The organism is Roseovarius lutimaris (assembly GCF_900115165.1).
Taxonomy (GTDB): Bacteria; Pseudomonadota; Alphaproteobacteria; order Rhodobacterales; family Rhodobacteraceae; genus Roseovarius; species Roseovarius lutimaris.
In genome coordinates, this window is record NZ_FOVP01000022.1 from 1 (window position 1) to 18,445 (window position 18,445).

The window sequence follows — 18,445 nt, forward strand, 5'->3', positions numbered from 1 at the left end:
AAAAAATCCCGTTCCACAACAAGCTGGCCGATCTTGGAATGCAGTTTGTCGACATCAGCGGCACTAACCCGTTCAGGCGCTGAACCTTGGCGCGTAAAGGCCGCCGCCATGTTTTCTATCGCCGCGCGTTTCCACGTCCCAATCTGCGTCGGATGCACGCTGTATTTCTTGGACAGCTCGGCAAGCGTCATCTCCTCACGGATCGCTTCAAGAGCAACCTTGGCCTTAAAATCCGGCGAATGGTTCTTTCGTTTCTTCATTTTGGATCGTCACTTTCATCATGCGATCCACCTTAACGTCTGGTCCGAATTTCCGCGACCACCTCTATGTACGTGAAATCGATGAACAGGAACTTGATGCGATCCGGCGCAGTCTTCCAGGTCGAACGGAGCCACTGCATATCCAATGTGAAGAGGCGGCCTTCTAGGGGCTAATCTGCGTTCCGTTTGCTCCGTTAGCTTTTCAATTGAGGCCGAGGATGTTCCGTTGACGGGTAACTTTGCCGCGCTGGCTGGCGCACAGGCGTCGAAGATCTCACTTCAATGACTTGCAGCATGCGGCTTCCAGCGAGGCCGCGCGCGGTATTTGCGCTTCCATAATGCTGCTGCGTTCGTGCGCTCTGATGCCCCAGTGCCCCGGCGAGGTCGCGCGCATCCATCTCATGTCCTCCAGCCTTGAAATCCGATGTGAATGAATGCCGGAACACATATGGGGTAAGCTTATGTCGTAGATGAGGGAAGGCGATTTTCCCCAATCGGGTTATAAGCTTGCCCAGACTGACGGTCACTCGCCGATGACGTTCAGATGGCATCAACAGCTCGCCGGACTGCTTATGTGCCACGGCCGGGAGCTTCAGGAAAATGGGCTTCTGATCCAGCTTCCCCATATGATCAAAGAGCCAGATGGCTTCATCAGTTTGACAGCGCACGTCAATCTGGCGCCAGATTTGACCCTTGCCGGGATGGCCATCGATTTCATCAGAAACTTTCGCCCCGGCGATTTCAAAATGCAGGCATGGGTGGCCGTCTGTATCCGATGTGTGAATGGCCACGCCTAGATCATCACTGAATTCTGATGGTCGGCACCCCGTCAGCATGAGTGTTGCAATGCAGGCACGTCGGTGATCATCCAGATGGTCATCCGGCAAGACCGCCGTCGCCCAAAAATGCGATCGCCAATCGTAGTTCGGAAAGGTTTTCGCTTTGCGTCGTTGATGCCGGTTGAGCGCAAGGAGGGTTGCTTTCTTGGACGCAAGTGTTCGGGACTCGCGATTGGCATCAGCGTCGCCCTCTTCGGAGGAACGTTCACGCAGTGCGGTATGATGTGGGTCAGGCGGCACCTGTAACAGGAAGAGGACGGCGCGGTTAAGCTTATCCACCTTCTTAAAACAAAGGCGTTCTTTGGCACCTTTTATCTGATTGCGCACGTCTTGGTCGAGATTTGGTTTCAGACTTCGAATAAGATGAATTCGGTGATCTTCATTCATTTCATCAGTGATCACTTGGCGCCAGTAGACCGGGGACAACTCCAATATATCACGAGCAGCCATTCTTATCAGCGCAGACCGATAGCTCTGCCTACTGTTGGGGCTGGTCCATCTATTTGCGTGATCGGTGGAAAGATAGCTGATGAAGGGATCGTGAGACGGATGTTTGCGGGCCAGGGAGGCCGCGCGCTGTTCGTATTTGTGCCAGGTTCCGGTGTGCACCAAGTCTTCAAAAGAATGGAGAGCATTCGATTGAACAGCCAGATCGTAAGCCTCAATGCTTTGTTCAAAAGTGATCTGCTTGGACACCCAGATATGTCTGCCGTCAACATCGGTATCTTGGGGGGCTTTGTCTTGGTCCGTAAATGGGGTGCGATCAATTCGGGTCATGTGGGATATCTCGTTGGTTTGAAAATGTTGAGAAAACGAAGTGTGAATGAATGAGCATCCTGAAAATGGAATCGCCGCGCTGTCCGTAGTGATCACCCTGACTACAGGGGTGAGGACGGCTAATTTGCAGCTCTGAAATGCCCTCGGCCTCGCTACCTGATCGCGCCAAAAGTCGGATGCGCAGGTAACGGTCGGCTCGCATGCCGACGCAGAATTGTGGAAAATGGTAACGTTTTTGTTGAGGTTTCGAAGACGATAAAACCATGCGCTTCAGCCTTCAGGTCGCAGGGTTTCGAGAACGCATATCCAAGGATTGAAGCCATGTGCAGTGTAATGGGGCAGCACAGTCATCACCAGCTGTGTTGCGCCGAGGTCCATCACTCCTTTTAGGCACGCACGTTCATTTTTGGGATTGTGCTCAAAGAGATCGAATGGACCTTGATTCAAAGAAAACCGTAGACCTTGGATCGTTGCCATATATCGGTGTCGGATGTTCTCTTGGTCAACTTCGCGCGCTTCCATCTTCAGACGAATGGTCAGATTGCGTTGATGGCCGTCAAGGATCAGGTCGCAAATGTAGGTCGGTATTTTTGTGCCCGCGAGTCTCTGAAAATCACCGGCGTAAGCGGGCCTTCGCACCCCTGCCAACGCAAGCCCTGCGAAGGCCTGCCTTGCCTGTTCCCTCGATCTACGTCGCAAATCATGGACGTCGCCCGGTGTGAAAGTCATATCTGTCTCCCGTCATTGGGGAAGACATGGGCTGCGCATCTTTTCTAAAAGTTAAAGGGAGACAATTCGACAAGAAAATCTTCTTGGGAAGAGAGCACAAAGCCCTACATCTGCGCCTTCGGCGCCAAGAGGACCTTACTGGTATCAAAATTGAAATGGCCTTCGGCACGCGTCGCGACCAAAAATCAGAAGACGGCGGCACCATTAAAGATGATATGATGCAGAAATTCTGGGCCACAGAAATGTGTTGCCCAGAAAAATTATCAAGAATGTATTGATGAAAGGCCAGCGCCCGCTCAAAGCTCAGCGCGGCTATCCATCCAGCCCGAGATCGCACTCGCCCGCCAGCCAATCAACCGCTCTGTCAGCTTGACGGGCGCCGGAAATGTCCCGGCATTCACGTGGCGATAAATCGTTGATCGGCTCAAACCCGTCAGTTGCTCAACATCCTTGCGTCTTAAAATCCTGTCACTCATGAAAACATCCTCATTTTTATGTTTATGTTTTCATATTAACAGCCAACTATTTAAGCAGCGTTTACGATTTGTTCAGACCTTCCGATTACATGACTTGACCACATGCGCATGTAAACGGACCGCTTCATCAGGTAATCTGTTCGGTTATATGCATACTCAACCTCATCATGTTTGAAGTGGCCAATGCAGGCTTCTGCAACTTCCTGCGCGCAATCGGTTTGCTCCGATAACCAAGTGCGCAGAGAAGACCGAAAACCGTGCGGTCGGGCCGTAATCTGTTTGTTGACCAGGAAATTCCGCATCGCCATTTTATCCAAACTTCCTCCCCGCGCATTGGGAAAGAGATAGCCGTTTCTTTCGACCTTTTTGGCAAGATCAATGACATGCAGTGCCTCCTCGCAGAGTGGAACGCGGAAGCCAGCTGTATTTGTAACCCGCCCTTTGACAAATAGGGGCGGGATCGTCCATGTCTCGCCATCGATCTGCTCAAACCGCATGTTGTTGATCGAGTCTGAGCGTACTCCAGTCAAAATCAGCATCCGCAAGGCAAGCTGGCTTGGGTCCAAGCCATCAAGCGTTGCATAGAATGCTGGCACCTCTTGCCACTTCATGGCCTCGATCCGTTTCGCTGGCTTGTTATTCTTGCCCAAAAGGATGCGCGCCTTTGAAATGGCGCTCATATCTACCATGAACCCGGCAGCTACAGCATACTCGAACACCGTGGTCAGGCGCGACAGTGCCTTTCTGGCGGTCTCATTCTTTTCATGCCAAATGGGTGCCAAGGCTGTCTTGATGTCGCCTTGATCAATCTTGACGATGGGCATCTTGCCAAGCGTGGGCAAAATGTGAAGTTGTAGCGGGCTGTACCAGCGACCGTCACCGCCATTACGCTTCAGCTGTTTTCTGTGTGCTGCAAAGGTGGCTTCCGCAAGATATGTCAGGCGCCCCTCCTTGCGATCGGATTGCTGCCGTTCCAGTTTGCGTGCCTTGATCGGGTCTTCACCCTCTTGGACTTGTTTGCGGGCGCGATCTGCGGCCTGCCGCGCCTCTGCAAGGCCAACTTTGGAAAGCGGGCCCAAGCCCATCTCACGCTGGCGCCCCCAAAGATTGAACCTGAAGAGCCATTGGGCTCCGCCATCAGCTCGCTTGTAGAGCCACAGCCCCCTGCCGTCACAATGCTTTCCCACCGGTAGAGCTTTCACCCCAGCCACAGTAAATGCGTTCGATTTTGCCATTGATATATCTCCTTTATTATCTACGATCTCAATTGACACTGCCCGGAATTTCCCGGAACACTGTGACACCTTAAACCGCTGACATTTAAAGAACTTTAAAGCGGATTGAGACGTCTTGAGAACGCATGACACAAGGAGGATATCCCCCGCGCGGGAGTATTTTGGGAAAGATGAAAGTGCGGGGGTGTGAAATTTTGGTTGATTATTTCACAGAATCGGCGCAGCGTGAAATTAGTTGGAATTTTTTCACGATCCGGTGACCATGCATCAAAGCGATATCAGACAGGCACAAAGCCTTGGCGCCGATCTGCGGGCGCTGCGCAAGGCGCGCGGGCTGACGCTGAGCGACCTCGCCGACAGGCTTGATCGTTCGGTGGGCTGGCTGAGCCAGGTGGAGCGCGATCTGTCCGAGCCTTCGATCAGCGATCTGCGCCAGATTGCAAAGGTGCTTGGCGTGCCGATGTCGCTTTTGTTCAGCCATGCGAGCGCGCCCGCCGAAGAACAGGGATATGTCGTGCGCGCGGGCGCGCGCCGTCCGATGGGGGCCGACGAAGAGGGGCTGGTCGAGGAATTGTTGTCGCCCGATCTGACCGATGACTTTGAGGTCATCCATTCGACCTTTCGCCCCCGCTCGAAAATGCAGAGTCCGGCGCAGCGCCCGACCCAGGAGGTCGGTTATATCATCTCGGGGCAGCTTGAGCTTGCGATTGCAGATCGCCGCTTTAGCCTCGGCCCTGGCGACAGTTTCCGCTTTCGTGGCGAGCCCTATGCCTGGGCCAACCCTTATGATGAACCGGTTGTGGCGATCTGGGTGATCGCCCCGCCGGTCTATTGAGGGGGGGGCGTCATGCGTTTTAGCGTAAAAGGCTTCAGTTGGTTTGCCTTTGTTTTCCTGGTGTTTTGGGCCTTTGGAATGACGACTGGCTTGGCGAGTAGTGCTTGTAGAAATGGGTTGAGTACACCTTTGAAAACAGCGCGAGCCTGCGCCATTAGCCTTACGGGGCTAAAACTGATTCGTGTCGTCGAGAACCAGAAGCCATCGGATGGGTTGCTCTACCTCTCGGCAGTGATAGCGCGATGGCAAAACGGGAACACGAAAGGTGCGGAAAAATATCTTGTTCTGGCATATGACCGTGGGCGCCTGAGCCGACATGACATAACGCTGGTCTCTGGTCATCGCGTTCCCGAAGGGCTGTTTGACGTGATGGCGCGGATTGAACAACCGGATGTTCCCGCACCGTTGAGTGAGATGTGGTGGAACGTGGTCCAAGAGCGCGATCCGGCGTTCATTCATGAGGTGGGCGGATGAACTGGGAAAGCTGGACGGTTTTCGCGCTGTTCTGGGCGGTGTTTGTCACCACGCCGGGGCCGAATGCGGTGAATTGCATCACCAATGGCATGACCATCGGATTTCGCCGCGCCCTTTGGGGGGTGTTGGCGATCCTGACGCAGGCGGTGCTGTTCCTGTCGCTTTCGGCGGCGGGGATAACCGCGCTTATCGTGGCCTCGCCCGAGGCGTTTCATCTGGCCAAACTGGCAGGCGCAGGGGTGCTGATCTATCTTGGCGTTCGCGGCTGGATCAACGCGAGGCGGCCTGTCAGGGCCGATGAGCGCCCCGGCGGATCGGTCTATTGGCGCGCCTTTGCGATTGCCACGATCAACCCCAAATCGGTGGCCGGATATCTTGCCGCCTTCAGCCAGTTCGTGCAGACCGATGTGCCGATCGCAAGCCAGATGTGGGTGATTTTCCCCACTGCGCTTACGCTGACCTGCCTGAGCTATGTCACCTACACCGCGCTTGGCGCCGGAATTGGCCGGGCCGCCCTTGGCGCGGTGTTCAACGTCTGGCTGCGCCGCGCGCTTGCGGGGTGTTTCATCCTCTACGGCGTCCTTCTTGGCAGCGCCGCCACACCGGGGAGAGTGTAGATGCACCAGGGATCATGCCTTTGCGGGGCTGTCCGCTTTGCCATGAATGCAGCCCCCAAGGGCCCGTCGATCTGCCATTGCGGGCAATGTCGCAAGCAATCGGGGCATCTGTGGGCCTCGGCTTATGTGGCCATGGCGGATTTGAGTATTTCAGGAATGGTGAAATGGTATGCGGCGAGCGCGACGGCCAAGCGCGGTTTTTGCCCCAAATGCGGCGCGTTCCTGTTCTGGAAGGCGCACGCCGAGGACACGATAAGCTTTGCCCTTGGCGCGCTGGACGGGCCAACCGGGATCACACTGGAGAAGCACATCTTTGTCGCCGACAAGGGCGATTATTACGACATCGCGGACGGGCTGCCGCAGAAAGACTGACAGGGAGAGAGACGAATGGCGGATTTTCCAACCACGGCAAGGATTGTCATCATCGGGGGCGGAGTGGTTGGCACCTCTGCGCTTTATCATCTGGCCAAGGCGGGCTGGAGCGATTGCGTGCTGCTTGAAAAGAACGAGCTGACGGCCGGCAGCACCTGGCATGCGGCGGGCAATGTGCCCACCTTTTCGACCAGCTGGGGCGTCATGAACATGCAACGCTATTCGACCGAGCTTTATCGCGGGCTGTCCGAGGCGGTGGATTATCCGATGAATTACCATGTCACCGGATCGCTGCGGCTTGCCCATTCACGCGAGCGTATGCAGGAATTCGAGCGCGCCAAAGGCATGGGCCGCTATCAGGGCATCGACATCGAAATGCTGTCGCCAAAAGAGGCGCAAGAGATGTATCCGTTCATGGATCTGCATGACCTCAAGGGGGTGCTCTATGATCCGCATGATGGCGATATCGACCCGAGCCAGCTAACGCAGGCGCTGGCCAAGGGTGCGCGCGACATGGGCGCGCGGATCGAGCGGTTCTGCCCGGCAACCGGGATACGCCGGGACAACGGCGAATGGATTGTCCAGACCGACAAGGGCGATATCCGCTGCGAATTTGTGGTCAATGCGGCGGGCTATTATGCGCAAAAGGTTGGTGAGTGGTTCAAGCCTTTTGGCGGGCGGACGGTGCCGATGATGGTGATGAGCCATCAGTATATGCTGACCGATGAAATCCCAGAGATCGAGGCCTGGTGCAAGGACACCGGCAATCACAAGCTACCGCTGCTGCGCGATGTCGATACTTCGTATTACCTGCGTCAGGAAAAGACCGGTCTGAACCTTGGCCCCTACGAGCGCAACTGCAAGGCGCATTGGATAACCCCGGATGATCCGTTCCCGGAGGATTTCAGCTTTCAGCTTTACCCGGACGATCTTGACCGGTTGGAGTGGTATATCGAGGATGCCATGGCGCGTGTGCCGTTGCTGGGCAAAACCGGCATCAGCAAGGTGATCAACGGCCCAATTCCCTATGCGCCCGATGGTCTTCCGCTGATCGGTCCGATGCCGGGGGTTCCGAATGCCTTCGAGGCCTGTGTCTTTACCTTTGGCATCGCCCAGGGCGGCGGGGCCGGCAAGGTGCTGGCCGAGTGGATCACCGAGGGCCAGACCGAGTGGGATATGTGGAGTTGCGATCCGCGCCGCTATACCGATTACACCGATACCGATTATTGTATCCAGAAGGGGATGGAAGTGTACGGGCACGAATACGCCATGCATTTCCCCTGGCACGAATGGCCCGCCGGGCGCGACAAAAGACTGTCGCCGGTGCATGACCGGGTCAAGGAGCTTGGCGGCGTGCTGGGCGCCTATAATGGCTGGGAGCGGGCGAATTGGTTCGCCAAACCCGGCGATGATACCTCCGAGGAAAGCACCCATACCTGGAACCGCGAGGGGCCGTGGTCGGCGCGCATTCGCGAAGAATGCGAAGCGGTGCGCGATGCCTGCGGCGTGCTGGACCTGCCGGGTTTTACCCGGCTCTGGGTGCAGGGCGCGGGGGCCGATGACTGGCTGCGCGGTTTCGTGACCGGTGGTCTGGCCAAGATCGGGCGGATCAATCTGGTCTATGTCGCCGACGCCCGTGGCCGGATCGTGACCGAGTTTTCCTGTATCCGGCTGGAAGAGGACAGCTTTGTGCTGATCACGGCCGCCACGGCGCAATGGCACGACGGTGAACTGGTGCGCAATGCCGTGCCCGAGGGCGTGACCGTGACCGAAACCACGACCGAGCGGGATGCGCTCCTGGTGGCTGGGCCAACATCGCGCGAGGTGCTTGCGGGCCTCACCGATGCCGATCTGGATATGGGGTGGTTGACGCATCAGCATTGCACCGTGGCGGGGCAAAAGGCGTTTCTGGTGCGGGTTAGTTTCACCGGCGAGCTTGGCTGGGAGGTGCATGCAGAAAATGCCGCGATCCCCGCGATTTATGAGGCGCTCCTGGCAGCAGGCGCAAAACCCTTCGGGATGTATGCGCTTAATTCCCTGCGCATCGAAAAAGGTTATCGCGCATGGAAAGGCGACCTCAGCACCGACTATTCGATGCTTGAGGGCGGGTTGGAGCGGTTCGTGAAATTCGACAAACCGCAGGAGTTCACTGGTAAGGCGGCACTTCTGGCCGAGAAACAGCAGGGCCGCAAAAAGGCCTTTGTTACGCTGATCGTTGACGCAAACGAGGCCGATGCGCCCTATATGTCGACGCTCTGGCATGATGGCGAAATCGTCGGCGAAACCACCAGCGGCGCCTGGGGATATCGGGTCAATGCCTCGGTCGCTCTGGCGATGGTCCGCGCCGATCTTGCGGTGCCGGGCACCGAGATCGAAGTGGAAATCTACGGCGAGCGGTGTCGCGCCGTGGTGCAAGCCGACGCGCCGCTTTGGGACCCTGAGAACGAACGGCTCAGGGGATGAGCATCGACACCTATCTGATCTATCTCGGGGTTTTGGCGGCCTTCTTCGCAACGCCGCCGGACACGAGCCAGCTTCTGGTCATCTCCAACAGCCTGCGCCACGGGTTGCGAAAATCCATGATGACGGTGGTGGGCGATCTGAGCGCCAATACGGTCCAGATGACACTGGCGGCTTTTGGGCTGACCGCAGTGGTGGCCGCCAATGCCGATGCGCTGTGGCTGGTGAAATGGGCGGGGGTGGCCTATCTCGCGTGGATCGGGGCGCGGCTGATGCTCTCGAAACCCCAAAACCGCGAGGCTGTTGCCGCTGCCGGTGGCAGGCTTTTCCGGCGGGGTTTTGTCACCTCTTCCGCCAATCCCTATGCGGTTGTGTTCTTTGCCGCGCTCTTTCCGCAATTCATCCACCCCACACGGCCGGTGATGCCGCAGCTCTTGATCCTTGGGGTCACATATCTGGTTGTGGACGGGGCGATCCTGATCCTTTGGGCCTGGGCTGCGACGCGCACATTGGGTCGCATAAAGCGCCTGTCCGGGGTCTGGATGACCCGCGTGTCGGGGGCGCTGATGATCGCGGCGGCGGTGCTTCTGGGGCTGAAGGATATTGCGCAGGAGCCCGCGAAATGAGCCTGCCCACCACCATGTCCGGCGTCACCCTGACCCGCCACGGCGGGCCAGAGGCGTTGGAATGGCGTGACGACCTGCCGGTGCCGGTGCCGGGGGTCGGCGAGGTTCTGGTCAAGGTTCTGGCGGCAGGGGTCAACAACACCGATATCAACACGCGCATCGGCTGGTACGCGCCCGAGGTGACCGGGGCCACCGCCGAGACCGGCGATGAGGTCGAGGTCGGCGGTTGGTCGGGGGTACTGAAATTTCCGCTGATACAGGGCGGTGATGTCTGCGGGCGGGTGGTGGCCGTTGGGCCGGATGTGACCGCATTTGCACCCGGCCAGCGGGTGACCTGCCCGATCAACCAGCCGCGGCCCACCGCCGACAATCCGGTCGACTTTATCGCGCTCGGCTCGGAATATGACGGGGCCTTTGCGCAATATTGTCTGGTCTTCGCGCGTGATCTTTATGACGTGACGCCCTCGCCCCTGAGCGACGTTGAAATCGCCGCCATCCCCTGCGCCTTTGGCACTGCGGCGGGGCTTTTGCATCGCGCGGGTGTTGCCTCTGGCGTGCAGGTTCTGATCACCGGCGCCTCGGGCGGGGTGGGTCTGGCGGCGGTGAAACTTGCCGCTAAAATGGGCGCAGAGGTGACCGGCATCGCCTCGGCCAGCAAGGCCATGATAGTGCGCGATCAGGGCGCCGCAGCGGTGATAGAGCGCGGCGCACCAATCCCCGAGGGCCGGTTCGATTGCGTGATCGACGTGGTCGCGGGCGCGATCTGGCCCGCGCTGATCGAGGCGCTCAAACCGGGCGGTCACTACGCCGTGGCGGGGGCGATTGGCGGTGCGATGGTTGAGGCCGATCTGCGCCGCATCTATCTGCGCGACATCACCATCCATGGCTGTACCTTTCAGCCGCCTGAGGTCTTTGCCGACCTGATTGCCCGCGTCAATGCCGGACAGCTTCGCCCGCTGGTGTCAAAGACCTATCCAATGACAGAGATCAAAGCGGCGCAGGCCGACTTTCAGAGCAAACGCTATGTCGGCAAGCTGGTCTTGCTGCCCCCGGAGGACTGCCGCGATGGTTCTTAATGATGCCGCCAAAGAGACGATTGCCCACTTTCCCCTTGGGGTTGTGGCCACGGTCATGCCCAAAGCCACGTTTCCAGTGCGTGACGACGCGACCACCGGATTTGGCGAAATCCGCTCGCGAGGCCCCCGTTCTGGTGATGGGGTGAGCGCGGCCAGGATGATCGCATTTTATAAACTCAAACTCGCGGAGATTTACCCATGACCGCAATCACCCTTCTGGACGGGTCCATCGGACAGGAACTTGTCAAACGCTCGGGCGATCGGGCGACGCCACTCTGGTCGACACAGGTGATGATGGAGCACCCCGAGCTGGTGCGCGAGGTGCACGACAGCTATTTCGCCGCCGGCGCCAGCGTCGCGACGACCAACACCTATGCGGTGCTGCGTGACCGGCTGGCGCGGGTTGATATGGAGCATCGGACCGCCGAGCTGAGCGATGTGGCGATCACCGCCGCCTGCGCGGCACGCGATGCGCATGGCGGTGGCCGTGTGGCGGGGGCGCTTGGACCGCTGATCGCCTCCTATCGGCCTGATATCTGCCCGCCCGCCGAAAAGGCCGCCGCGCTTTATGCCGAGCCGGTGCGCCTGATGGCCAATCGGGTCGATCTGTTGCTCTTGGAAACCATGTCATCCGTCGATCAGGCCGAAGGTGCGTTGCGCGCGGCCATGGGGCAGGGCGTGCCGGTCTGGCTCGCGGTGACGGTCATGGACGGCGATGGCACACGCCTGCGCTCCGGCGAAGCACTGGCCGATCTTGCCCCGGTGGTGGCGCGCCATGCCCCGGATGCGGTCTTGATCAACTGCACCCGCCCCGAGGCGGTCGCGCTCGCCCTGGATATCATCGCCGCCTTTGGCAAACCCATTGGGGCCTATGCCAATGGTTTTACCCGGATCAGCGATGGCTTTCTGCAAGACGCCCCGACCGTCGATGCCCTGGAACAGCGCGACGATATGAGCCCTGCGGCCTATGCCGATATCGCCATGGGCTGGCTTGATCAGGGCGCCACGATCTTGGGCGGCTGCTGCGAGATCGGCCCTGACCATATCGCCGAACTGGCGCGGCGCCTTACAACGGCGGGTCATACGATTGTCTGACACCCGGTCTTCTTCTTGGCTCAAATACTCAATCGCGAGGGGCAAAGCCCCTCGCCCCGGTCGGACGCGCCAGCGTTCGAAACTTTAACCCTTGAAACGCGAGGTTGATCATGACTGACATTCCGCAAAAGGCCCGTGTGGTCATCATCGGCGGCGGCGTGGTGGGCTGTTCGGTGGCCTATCACCTGACCAAACTGGGCTGGCAGGATGTCGTTCTGCTGGAACGCAAACAGCTGACTTCGGGCACCACCTGGCATGCCGCCGGCCTGATCGCTCAGCTCCGCGCAACCGCCAATATGACCAGGCTGGCGAAATACAGCCAGGAACTCTACGGTGCTCTCGAAGAGGAAACCGGTGTCGCCACCGGCTTCAAGCGGGTTGGCTCGATCACCGTTGCCCTGACCGACGAGCGGCGCGAAGAGATATTCCGCTCCGCCGCCATGGCCCGCGCCTTCGGCGTTGATGTCGAAGAAATCAGCCCCGCCGAGGTCAAGGCAAAATACCCCCATCTCAACACCGACGACGTGATTGCGGGGGTCTACCTCGACAAGGACGGCCAGGGCGACCCGGCCAATATCGCGCTTGCCCTGGCCAAGGGCGCGCGGATGCGCGGTGCGCTGATCAAGGAGCGCGTCAAGGTCACCGGCCTTGCGCGCAAGGATCGTCGCGTGACCGGCGTCGACTGGGCCGCAGAGGACGGCAGTTTGGGCCATATCGAGGCCGAGATGATCGTCAATTGCGCCGGCATGTGGGGTCATGAGGTGGGCCGCATGGCGGGCATCAATGTGCCGCTTCAGGCCTGCGAACATTTCTATATTGTCAGCGAACCGATTGCCGGGCTGACCCAATTGCCGGTGCTGCGGGTGCCCGATGAATGCGCCTATTACAAGGAAGACGCCGGCAAGATGATGCTTGGCGCCTTCGAGCCGAACGCCAAACCCTGGGGCATGGCGGGCATCCCCGAGAGTTTCGAGTTTGACCAACTCCCCGAGGATTTCGATCATTTCGAGCCGATCCTCGAATGGGCCGTCAACCGGATGCCGATGCTGGGCGAGGCGGGGATTCACACCTTTTTCAACGGCCCCGAAAGCTTTACTCCCGATGATGCCTATCACCTGGGTCTCGCGCCCGAGATGGATAACGTCTGGGTCGCGGCCGGATTCAACTCGGTCGGTATTCAATCGGCGGGCGGGGCCGGCATGGCGCTTGCGCAATGGATGGAGGATGGCGCAAAGCCGTTTGATCTTGGCGATGTCGACATTTCCCGGATGCAGCCGTTTCAGGGCAACAAACGCTATCTCTTTGAGCGCTCCCGCGAAACGCTGGGGCTGCTTTATGCCGATCACTTCCCCTATCGCCAAAAGGCCACCGCGCGCGGTGTGCGGCGCACGCCGTTTCACGCCCAGCTTCTGGAGCAGGGTGCGGTGATGGGCGAGATTGCCGGATGGGAGCGCGCCAACTGGTTCGCCAATCCCGGTCAGGCGCGCGAATACCAGTATTCGTGGAAACGCCAGAACTGGTTTGAAAACGCCGCCGCCGAGCATCACGCGATCCGCAATGGGGTCGGGCTTTATGACATGTCGTCCTTTGGCAAGATCCGGGTGGAGGGCCCGCAGGCCGAGGCGTTCCTGAACCACATCGGAGGCGGCGATTACTCGGTGCCGGTCGGCAAGATCGTCTATACGCAATTCCTCAACGCGCGCGGCGGCATCGAGGCGGATGTGACCGTGACCCGCCTGTCTGAGACTGCTTATCTGGTGGTCACCCCGGCGGCCACACGGCTGGCCGACCAGACATGGATGATGCGCCACAAGGGCAACTTCAACGTGGTGATCACCGATGTCACCGCAGGCGAAGGCGTGTTGGCGGTGATGGGCCCCAAGGCCCGCGAGGTGATGCAGGCGGTCTCGCCGAATGATTTCAGCAATGCTGTCAATCCTTTCGGCACCGCGCAGGAGATTGAGCTGGGCATGGCCCTCGCGCGGGTGCATCGCGTGACCTATGTGGGCGAGTTGGGGTGGGAAATCTATGTCAGCGCCGATATGGCCGCGCATGCCTTCGAGACGATCCTCGCCGCCGGGCAGGCGCATGGCATGAAACTTTGCGGCATGCATATGATGGATAGTTGCCGGATCGAAAAGGGCTTTCGCCATTTCGGCCATGACATCACCTGTGAGGACCATGTGCTTGAGGCCGGGCTTGGCTTTGCGGTCAAGACCGACAAGCCCAATTTCATTGGCCGCGACGCGGTGCTGCGCAAACGCGAGACCGGGCTTGAGCGTCGCCTTGTGCAATTCCGCCTGAGCGATCCCGAGCCGATGCTTTACCACAACGAGCCGGTTTTGCGCGATGGCAAGATCGTCGGCTTCCTCAGCTCTGGCGCCTATGGGCATCATCTTGGCGCGGCGATGGGTCTTGGCTATGTGCCCTGCAAGGGCGAGAGCGCGGCAGAGGTGCTAGCGTCCAGCTATGAGATCGACGTGGCGGGTAGGCGGGTGCGCGCCGAGGCGAGCCTCAAGCCGATGTATGATCCCAAATCCGAGCGCGTGAAAGTCTGAGCCGCGATCCGGCGGGCATCCGGCTGCGGCGGGATGCCTCCGGCGGGAGTATTTCTGGAAAGATGAAAGCCCAGGCATATGTCGCGCATTTGTGAGCGTCTGCATTGATCCTGTCCCGGCTTGCGCATATAGCCGGGGCAACCTGTTTGTGAAAGCCGAGGAATGGACCATGTCGAACGCACAACTCGAAACTGCCATCGAAGCCGCCTGGGAGGCACGTGATACCATCACCCCGAGCACCGGCGGCGAAACCCGTGAGGCGATCGAGGACACGCTGAACGCGCTCGACAGTGGCAAGTTGCGCGTCGCCGAGCGCGGCGCAAACGGTGACTGGCATGTCAATCAATGGGCGAAAAAGGCGGTTCTTCTGGGGTTCCGCATCAAGGATATGGAAATCCATGACAACGGCCCGCAGGGTGGCGGCTGGTGGGACAAGGTTGACAGCAAATTCAAGGGCTGGGGCGACAACCAGTGGAAAACGGCCGGGTTTCGCGCGGTGCCCAACTGTGTGGTGCGCAAATCGGCCTTTATCGCGCCCGGCGTGGTGTTGATGCCGTCGTTCGTCAACCTTGGCGCCTATGTGGACGAGGGCACCATGGTGGATACATGGGCCACGGTCGGCTCTTGCGCGCAGATCGGCAAGAACGTGCATCTGTCGGGCGGCGTCGGCATTGGCGGCGTTCTAGAGCCGATGCAGGCGGGGCCGACGATCATCGAGGACAACTGTTTTATCGGCGCGCGCTCCGAGGTGGTCGAGGGCTGTATCGTCCGCGAAGGCTCGGTGCTTGGCATGGGTGTTTTCATCGGCAAATCCACCAAGATCGTCGATCGTGAAACCGGCAACGTGAGCTATGGCGAAGTGCCTGCCGGGTCGGTGGTCGTGGCCGGTTCGATGCCGAGCAAGAACGGTATTCACCTCTATTGTGCCGTCATCGTCAAGCGGGTGGATGCGCAGACCCGCTCGAAAACCTCGATCAACGAGCTGTTGCGCGACTGATATCCGCGCGCCTTTTGCCAATGAAACGCCCCTTTCGCGAGGGGCGTTTGCGTTTGGGGCGAGGTGTTTGCCCAAACCGAGCGGGTCTGATATATGTCAGGGCCGGTTGCGGTGCGATGTGATGGCAAGGCTCTGGCAGTGGGGTAATACATGCGTGCGCTGACCTTCCAAACCGCCACTTTAATGCTGCTGTCCTGGCCTGTGCATTCCGAAACCCTGTCCTGCGCGGGGTCAAAGGTCACCGTGACCGCCCTACGGGCGCACGACGCGCGGCTGGCCTGTGATGCGGCAGCGCATGCAAAGACGCTTTTTGAAAGCTGCAACATTCCGGCGATCACGCGGCCTTTGCGTATCAGCGTGGTTGAAGACCTCAAGCCCAATTGTTTTGGGCAATATCATTGCGGTGAAGACCGGATCGAGCTGCTTGCGCCCCCGGCGATGCAGGCACGGCTTTCGCCCGACAGCGCCTACGGCGAGCTGTCAAACGATGCCTTTTTCAAGAGTATCGCCGTGCATGAGCTGACCCATTCGGCACTTGATGATATGCCATGCCCGTTCAAAGCGTGCCTTGTTGCGCATGAATATATTGCCTATGTCATGCAGGCCATGTCGCTGTCGCCCGAGGCGCAGCGTCAGTTCGTCAAAGGCGTTGATCTTGAACGCAAGGTTTCACGCGATGAGTTGAACCCGTTCATATATTTCATGGCGCCCGATCTTTTTGCCCGCAAAGCCTGGCTGCATTTTTCACAGCGCGATGATCCCTGCGGGTTTGTTGGCCAAATTGTCGATGGGGCCGTGCTGCTGGATTATGAACGGTTCGAGTGAGCGCGTGCCGCAGGTTTTAACCGGCGGATTTTTGCGGCTTGTCGCCCACCGGGCCACCGGCCTTTTTCCAGCCGGAAAACCCGTCTTCGACGTGGCTGACGTTTTCAAGCCCCATATCCTGAGCGGTGCGCGCCGACAGCGCCGAGCGCCAGCCAGAGGCGCAGTAGAACACAAACCGGTTGCCGGACTGGAACTGGGGCTTGGCATAGGGGCTTTCGGGGTCGATCCAGAATTCAAGCATGCCGCGCGGACAGTGAAAGGCGCCGGGGATCATGCCGTCGCGCTCCAACTCGCGCGGATCGCGCAGATCGACGAATGTGACGCCGCTTTGGCCATGCAAATCCAACATCTCGGTTGCCGGGGCGTGATCCACCACTGTATTGGCCTCGGCTACCATATCCTTGATGTGTTTCATCGGGGTATTCCTTTGTGCGATCGGGGTCGGCGCAGCCTAGAAGCCAAAGCGCGAATTGAAAAGCCCGGACCGCGGGGGCCACGGGTTTGGCTATACACTGAACGATTTGGCGTACGGCCTGCCTGCTATGGCTTGTCAAAAGACGTGGGGCGGGGTACGGCGGGCGGATGAGCAAAGAGCAAAAACCCTCGCGCCAGCAGGTCTATACCCTGCTTGTGGAAATCGGCCGCAAAGACGGCGACGGCTTGCCCGAAAAGGCAACCGGCGCGGCGCTCATGATCTATGCCAGTGGCGTGGATGAGGCCGAGGCGGTGCGCGAAACCGTGGCGATCCTGAAGCAGGCCGATACCGCGCCGCTTGATGTGTCGGGCTATGGCACGCTCAGCGAACGCGAGGCCGAAGGCCATGACATCACCGACGAAGAGCGCCACCTGATGCAGCGCGCCCGCGACGAGAATGCCGTGATCGTCGCACAGGTCACGCCGTTTTTCGACTAAGGCCCTGTTTGCAAGGTCTGCGCCGCCTTGACGCGCACAAGGTTTGAGGTCAAAGCCCACGTCGATCCCAAACCCAGAATTTGGCCCTGAGGGCGGTGAGTGCTTGTTGGCTGCGATCTGGCCCTACGACAGCTATGCGGACAAAGCGGCCTTCTATTGCACGTTCGTCAATGTCCGGTTTGGCGGACCCTTCCAAAAACGGTGGTTTTTGGAAGGGTGTGCAAATGTGGCAAAATACGGCTAGGCTCTCTTAAAGAGATGGTTCTATAAAATAAATTGAATTCGTATGAGGGTATTAGTATGGGCGAAGCGAAGCGCCGTAAAAGATTAGATCCATATTTTGGAATGAGGCCAAAAAACGGGCGAGGAATATTGCTGAGTGCGCCCATTGTTTATGACGGCAAGGTAATATTGGCTAAGTCCAGTAGCGTTGACCCCGCGGAACTGAGACGTGCGACGCTTTTTTGGGACAGACTTGTTTGGCCGGACAGCAAAATAATAAGCCTTGGTTCCAATAGCGACGAAAAGCTCCTTGAGGCAGAAGGATTGCTTATCCGACCGCGACCAACTCGGCACAACGATGCTGCGGGCATAGGCAATATGAATTCGCTTATGAGGACCACTGAATCATACGATATAACTCTTGGGATTGAACAAGCTAAACACTTCATTCAACAGCATGTTGATGAATTCATTGATCTAGAACGCGATGAACCTGGACAATGGACAATGTCTCAAGGCGATGATTCATTTGTAATGAAGAACGACAATTTTGTTGCAGGGCGAGGGCAACTGATGACCCTTGTTAGGTCGATCCCATTACCCGCGCCTGACTATCCGCTGCACGATCTCCTTGAGTTCAAGCAAAAACGTAGTGATGAGATTGTTGCGCTGACGCAGGAGTTAGACAAGTTTTTCTCTCAGATCGCCAATGCAAAGGACGCCGACTTCGAGATGTCCAGATTGCTGCGTGTTGTGGATAAGCAGTGTAGTGACATGATTAAGGTGGCAAAGGAAAGCAAACGCAAATTCTACGTGGGCGATTTAAGCTTCTCACTATCGCTCGATAGTATTGAGAGCGCCGCAAACAGAATTGTCGCTTGGGAGGCTGCTGGTACGGTCGCAACAGGGTTACCATTGGTAGGCGGCCTTCTGGGTGGAGCTACGTCGCTTGTTTCTTTTTCGCGCGGTATCGGCGCAAAAAACCTTATTACCCGTAACAGCCCTTTCAAGGTGGTCAGTTCTCTACACAAAGAGTTGGTGTAATCAAGTATCAGATTGA

Annotated in this window: 20 protein-coding genes; 14 read left to right on the forward strand and 6 right to left on the reverse strand. The window is 58.4% G+C overall.

Annotated features, from left to right (window positions below):
* The 3 genes from BMZ91_RS21845 to BMZ91_RS17300 all read right to left on the reverse strand — a co-directional run.
* Positions 1–260, reverse strand: a 260-nt coding sequence (locus tag BMZ91_RS21845; protein WP_143076381.1) for a transposase, incomplete at its 3' end; no start/stop codon positions are given.
* A gap of 194 nt (positions 261–454) precedes the next feature.
* Complete coding sequence (locus BMZ91_RS17295; protein WP_092841544.1) at positions 455–1,876, reverse strand: site-specific integrase; 1,422 nt, start codon at positions 1,874–1,876, stop codon at positions 455–457.
* A gap of 270 nt (positions 1,877–2,146) precedes the next feature.
* Entirely contained in the window at positions 2,147–2,605 is a 459-nt protein-coding gene (locus tag BMZ91_RS17300; protein ID WP_092841546.1) for a hypothetical protein, read from the reverse strand.
* Between the two features lie 26 nt (positions 2,606–2,631).
* Between BMZ91_RS17300 and BMZ91_RS17305 the strand changes: the two genes are divergently transcribed.
* On the forward strand, positions 2,632–2,883 hold the full coding sequence (locus BMZ91_RS17305; protein WP_092841548.1) for a hypothetical protein: 252 nt from the start codon (positions 2,632–2,634) through the stop codon (positions 2,881–2,883).
* 18 nt (positions 2,884–2,901) lie between these two features.
* On the opposite strand, the gene BMZ91_RS17310 is transcribed toward BMZ91_RS17305, so the two are convergent.
* On the reverse strand, positions 2,902–3,081 hold the full coding sequence (locus BMZ91_RS17310; protein ID WP_092841550.1) for a helix-turn-helix transcriptional regulator: 180 nt from the start codon (positions 3,079–3,081) through the stop codon (positions 2,902–2,904).
* 50 nt (positions 3,082–3,131) lie between these two features.
* Entirely contained in the window at positions 3,132–4,316 is a 1,185-nt protein-coding gene (locus tag BMZ91_RS17315) for a tyrosine-type recombinase/integrase (RefSeq protein ID WP_092841552.1), read from the reverse strand.
* 262 nt (positions 4,317–4,578) lie between these two features.
* Here BMZ91_RS17315 and BMZ91_RS17320 point away from each other — a divergent pair, with 262 nt between their 5' ends.
* From BMZ91_RS17320 to BMZ91_RS17375, 11 genes are all read left to right on the forward strand, one after another.
* Positions 4,579–5,151, forward strand: a complete 573-nt coding sequence (locus BMZ91_RS17320) for a helix-turn-helix domain-containing protein (RefSeq protein WP_092841637.1) — start codon at positions 4,579–4,581, stop codon at positions 5,149–5,151.
* A gap of 12 nt (positions 5,152–5,163) precedes the next feature.
* On the forward strand, positions 5,164–5,625 hold the full coding sequence (locus BMZ91_RS17325; RefSeq protein WP_092841554.1) for a hypothetical protein: 462 nt from the start codon (positions 5,164–5,166) through the stop codon (positions 5,623–5,625).
* Positions 5,622–6,242: a LysE family translocator gene (locus BMZ91_RS17330; protein WP_092841557.1), complete on the forward strand. Its 621-nt coding sequence runs from the start codon at positions 5,622–5,624 to the stop codon at positions 6,240–6,242. The genes BMZ91_RS17325 and BMZ91_RS17330 overlap by 4 nt, the downstream gene beginning before the upstream one ends.
* Positions 6,243–6,614, forward strand: a complete 372-nt coding sequence (locus BMZ91_RS17335; protein WP_092841558.1) for a GFA family protein — start codon at positions 6,243–6,245, stop codon at positions 6,612–6,614.
* Between the two features lie 15 nt (positions 6,615–6,629).
* Positions 6,630–9,077 (forward strand): GcvT family protein, encoded by a 2,448-nt coding sequence (locus BMZ91_RS17340; RefSeq protein ID WP_092841560.1) that lies wholly within the window; start codon positions 6,630–6,632, stop codon positions 9,075–9,077.
* Positions 9,074–9,700, forward strand: coding sequence for a LysE family translocator (locus BMZ91_RS17345; protein WP_092841563.1), 627 nt, complete (start codon positions 9,074–9,076; stop codon positions 9,698–9,700). Before BMZ91_RS17340 ends, BMZ91_RS17345 begins: the two co-directional genes overlap by 4 nt.
* Complete coding sequence (locus BMZ91_RS17350; RefSeq protein WP_092841565.1) at positions 9,697–10,776, forward strand: alcohol dehydrogenase catalytic domain-containing protein; 1,080 nt, start codon at positions 9,697–9,699, stop codon at positions 10,774–10,776. The genes BMZ91_RS17345 and BMZ91_RS17350 overlap by 4 nt, the downstream gene beginning before the upstream one ends.
* Positions 10,777–10,974: 198 nt before the next feature.
* On the forward strand, positions 10,975–11,871 hold the full coding sequence (locus BMZ91_RS17360) for a homocysteine S-methyltransferase family protein (RefSeq protein WP_092841568.1): 897 nt from the start codon (positions 10,975–10,977) through the stop codon (positions 11,869–11,871).
* Positions 11,872–11,981: 110 nt separating this feature from the next.
* Complete coding sequence (locus tag BMZ91_RS17365; protein ID WP_092841569.1) at positions 11,982–14,429, forward strand: GcvT family protein; 2,448 nt, start codon at positions 11,982–11,984, stop codon at positions 14,427–14,429.
* A 169-nt stretch (positions 14,430–14,598) separates the two neighbouring features.
* On the forward strand, positions 14,599–15,426 hold the full coding sequence (dapD, locus tag BMZ91_RS17370; RefSeq protein ID WP_092841639.1) for a 2,3,4,5-tetrahydropyridine-2,6-dicarboxylate N-succinyltransferase: 828 nt from the start codon (positions 14,599–14,601) through the stop codon (positions 15,424–15,426).
* A gap of 150 nt (positions 15,427–15,576) precedes the next feature.
* A complete protein-coding gene (locus BMZ91_RS17375; protein WP_092841571.1) occupies positions 15,577–16,251 on the forward strand; it encodes a hypothetical protein in 675 nt (224 codons plus the stop codon).
* 16 nt (positions 16,252–16,267) lie between these two features.
* Here BMZ91_RS17375 and BMZ91_RS17380 read toward each other — a convergent pair whose 3' ends face one another.
* A complete protein-coding gene (locus tag BMZ91_RS17380) occupies positions 16,268–16,666 on the reverse strand; it encodes a rhodanese-like domain-containing protein (protein WP_092841573.1) in 399 nt (132 codons plus the stop codon).
* 167 nt (positions 16,667–16,833) lie between these two features.
* On the opposite strand from BMZ91_RS17380, the gene BMZ91_RS17385 reads away from it, so the two are divergent.
* Together BMZ91_RS17385 and BMZ91_RS17390 are read left to right on the forward strand one after the other, a co-directional pair.
* A complete protein-coding gene (locus BMZ91_RS17385) occupies positions 16,834–17,163 on the forward strand; it encodes a hypothetical protein (RefSeq protein WP_092841575.1) in 330 nt (109 codons plus the stop codon).
* A gap of 300 nt (positions 17,164–17,463) precedes the next feature.
* Positions 17,464–18,429 (forward strand): DUF6236 family protein, encoded by a 966-nt coding sequence (locus tag BMZ91_RS17390; RefSeq protein ID WP_143076382.1) that lies wholly within the window; start codon positions 17,464–17,466, stop codon positions 18,427–18,429.
* The last annotated feature ends 16 nt before the right edge of the window (positions 18,430–18,445 follow it).

Excerpts from the sequence above, each read along its gene's own strand:
- BMZ91_RS17295 (WP_092841544.1), bottom strand. The coding sequence starts at position 1,876 with ATGACCCGAATTGATCGCACCCCATTTACGGACCAAGACAAAGCCCCC.
- BMZ91_RS17300 (WP_092841546.1), bottom strand. The coding sequence starts at position 2,605 with ATGACTTTCACACCGGGCGACGTCCATGATTTGCGACGTAGATCGAGG.
- BMZ91_RS17305 (WP_092841548.1), top strand. The coding sequence starts at position 2,632 with ATGGGCTGCGCATCTTTTCTAAAAGTTAAAGGGAGACAATTCGACAAG.
- BMZ91_RS17310 (WP_092841550.1), bottom strand. The coding sequence starts at position 3,081 with ATGAGTGACAGGATTTTAAGACGCAAGGATGTTGAGCAACTGACGGGT.
- BMZ91_RS17315 (WP_092841552.1), bottom strand. The coding sequence starts at position 4,316 with ATGGCAAAATCGAACGCATTTACTGTGGCTGGGGTGAAAGCTCTACCG.
- BMZ91_RS17320 (WP_092841637.1), top strand. The coding sequence starts at position 4,579 with ATGCATCAAAGCGATATCAGACAGGCACAAAGCCTTGGCGCCGATCTG.
- BMZ91_RS17325 (WP_092841554.1), top strand. The coding sequence starts at position 5,164 with ATGCGTTTTAGCGTAAAAGGCTTCAGTTGGTTTGCCTTTGTTTTCCTG.
- BMZ91_RS17330 (WP_092841557.1), top strand. The coding sequence starts at position 5,622 with ATGAACTGGGAAAGCTGGACGGTTTTCGCGCTGTTCTGGGCGGTGTTT.
- BMZ91_RS17335 (WP_092841558.1), top strand. The coding sequence starts at position 6,243 with ATGCACCAGGGATCATGCCTTTGCGGGGCTGTCCGCTTTGCCATGAAT.
- BMZ91_RS17340 (WP_092841560.1), top strand. The coding sequence starts at position 6,630 with ATGGCGGATTTTCCAACCACGGCAAGGATTGTCATCATCGGGGGCGGA.
- BMZ91_RS17345 (WP_092841563.1), top strand. The coding sequence starts at position 9,074 with ATGAGCATCGACACCTATCTGATCTATCTCGGGGTTTTGGCGGCCTTC.
- BMZ91_RS17350 (WP_092841565.1), top strand. The coding sequence starts at position 9,697 with ATGAGCCTGCCCACCACCATGTCCGGCGTCACCCTGACCCGCCACGGC.
- BMZ91_RS17360 (WP_092841568.1), top strand. The coding sequence starts at position 10,975 with ATGACCGCAATCACCCTTCTGGACGGGTCCATCGGACAGGAACTTGTC.
- BMZ91_RS17365 (WP_092841569.1), top strand. The coding sequence starts at position 11,982 with ATGACTGACATTCCGCAAAAGGCCCGTGTGGTCATCATCGGCGGCGGC.
- dapD (WP_092841639.1), top strand. The coding sequence starts at position 14,599 with ATGTCGAACGCACAACTCGAAACTGCCATCGAAGCCGCCTGGGAGGCA.
- BMZ91_RS17375 (WP_092841571.1), top strand. The coding sequence starts at position 15,577 with ATGCGTGCGCTGACCTTCCAAACCGCCACTTTAATGCTGCTGTCCTGG.
- BMZ91_RS17380 (WP_092841573.1), bottom strand. The coding sequence starts at position 16,666 with ATGAAACACATCAAGGATATGGTAGCCGAGGCCAATACAGTGGTGGAT.
- BMZ91_RS17385 (WP_092841575.1), top strand. The coding sequence starts at position 16,834 with ATGAGCAAAGAGCAAAAACCCTCGCGCCAGCAGGTCTATACCCTGCTT.
- BMZ91_RS17390 (WP_143076382.1), top strand. The coding sequence starts at position 17,464 with ATGGGCGAAGCGAAGCGCCGTAAAAGATTAGATCCATATTTTGGAATG.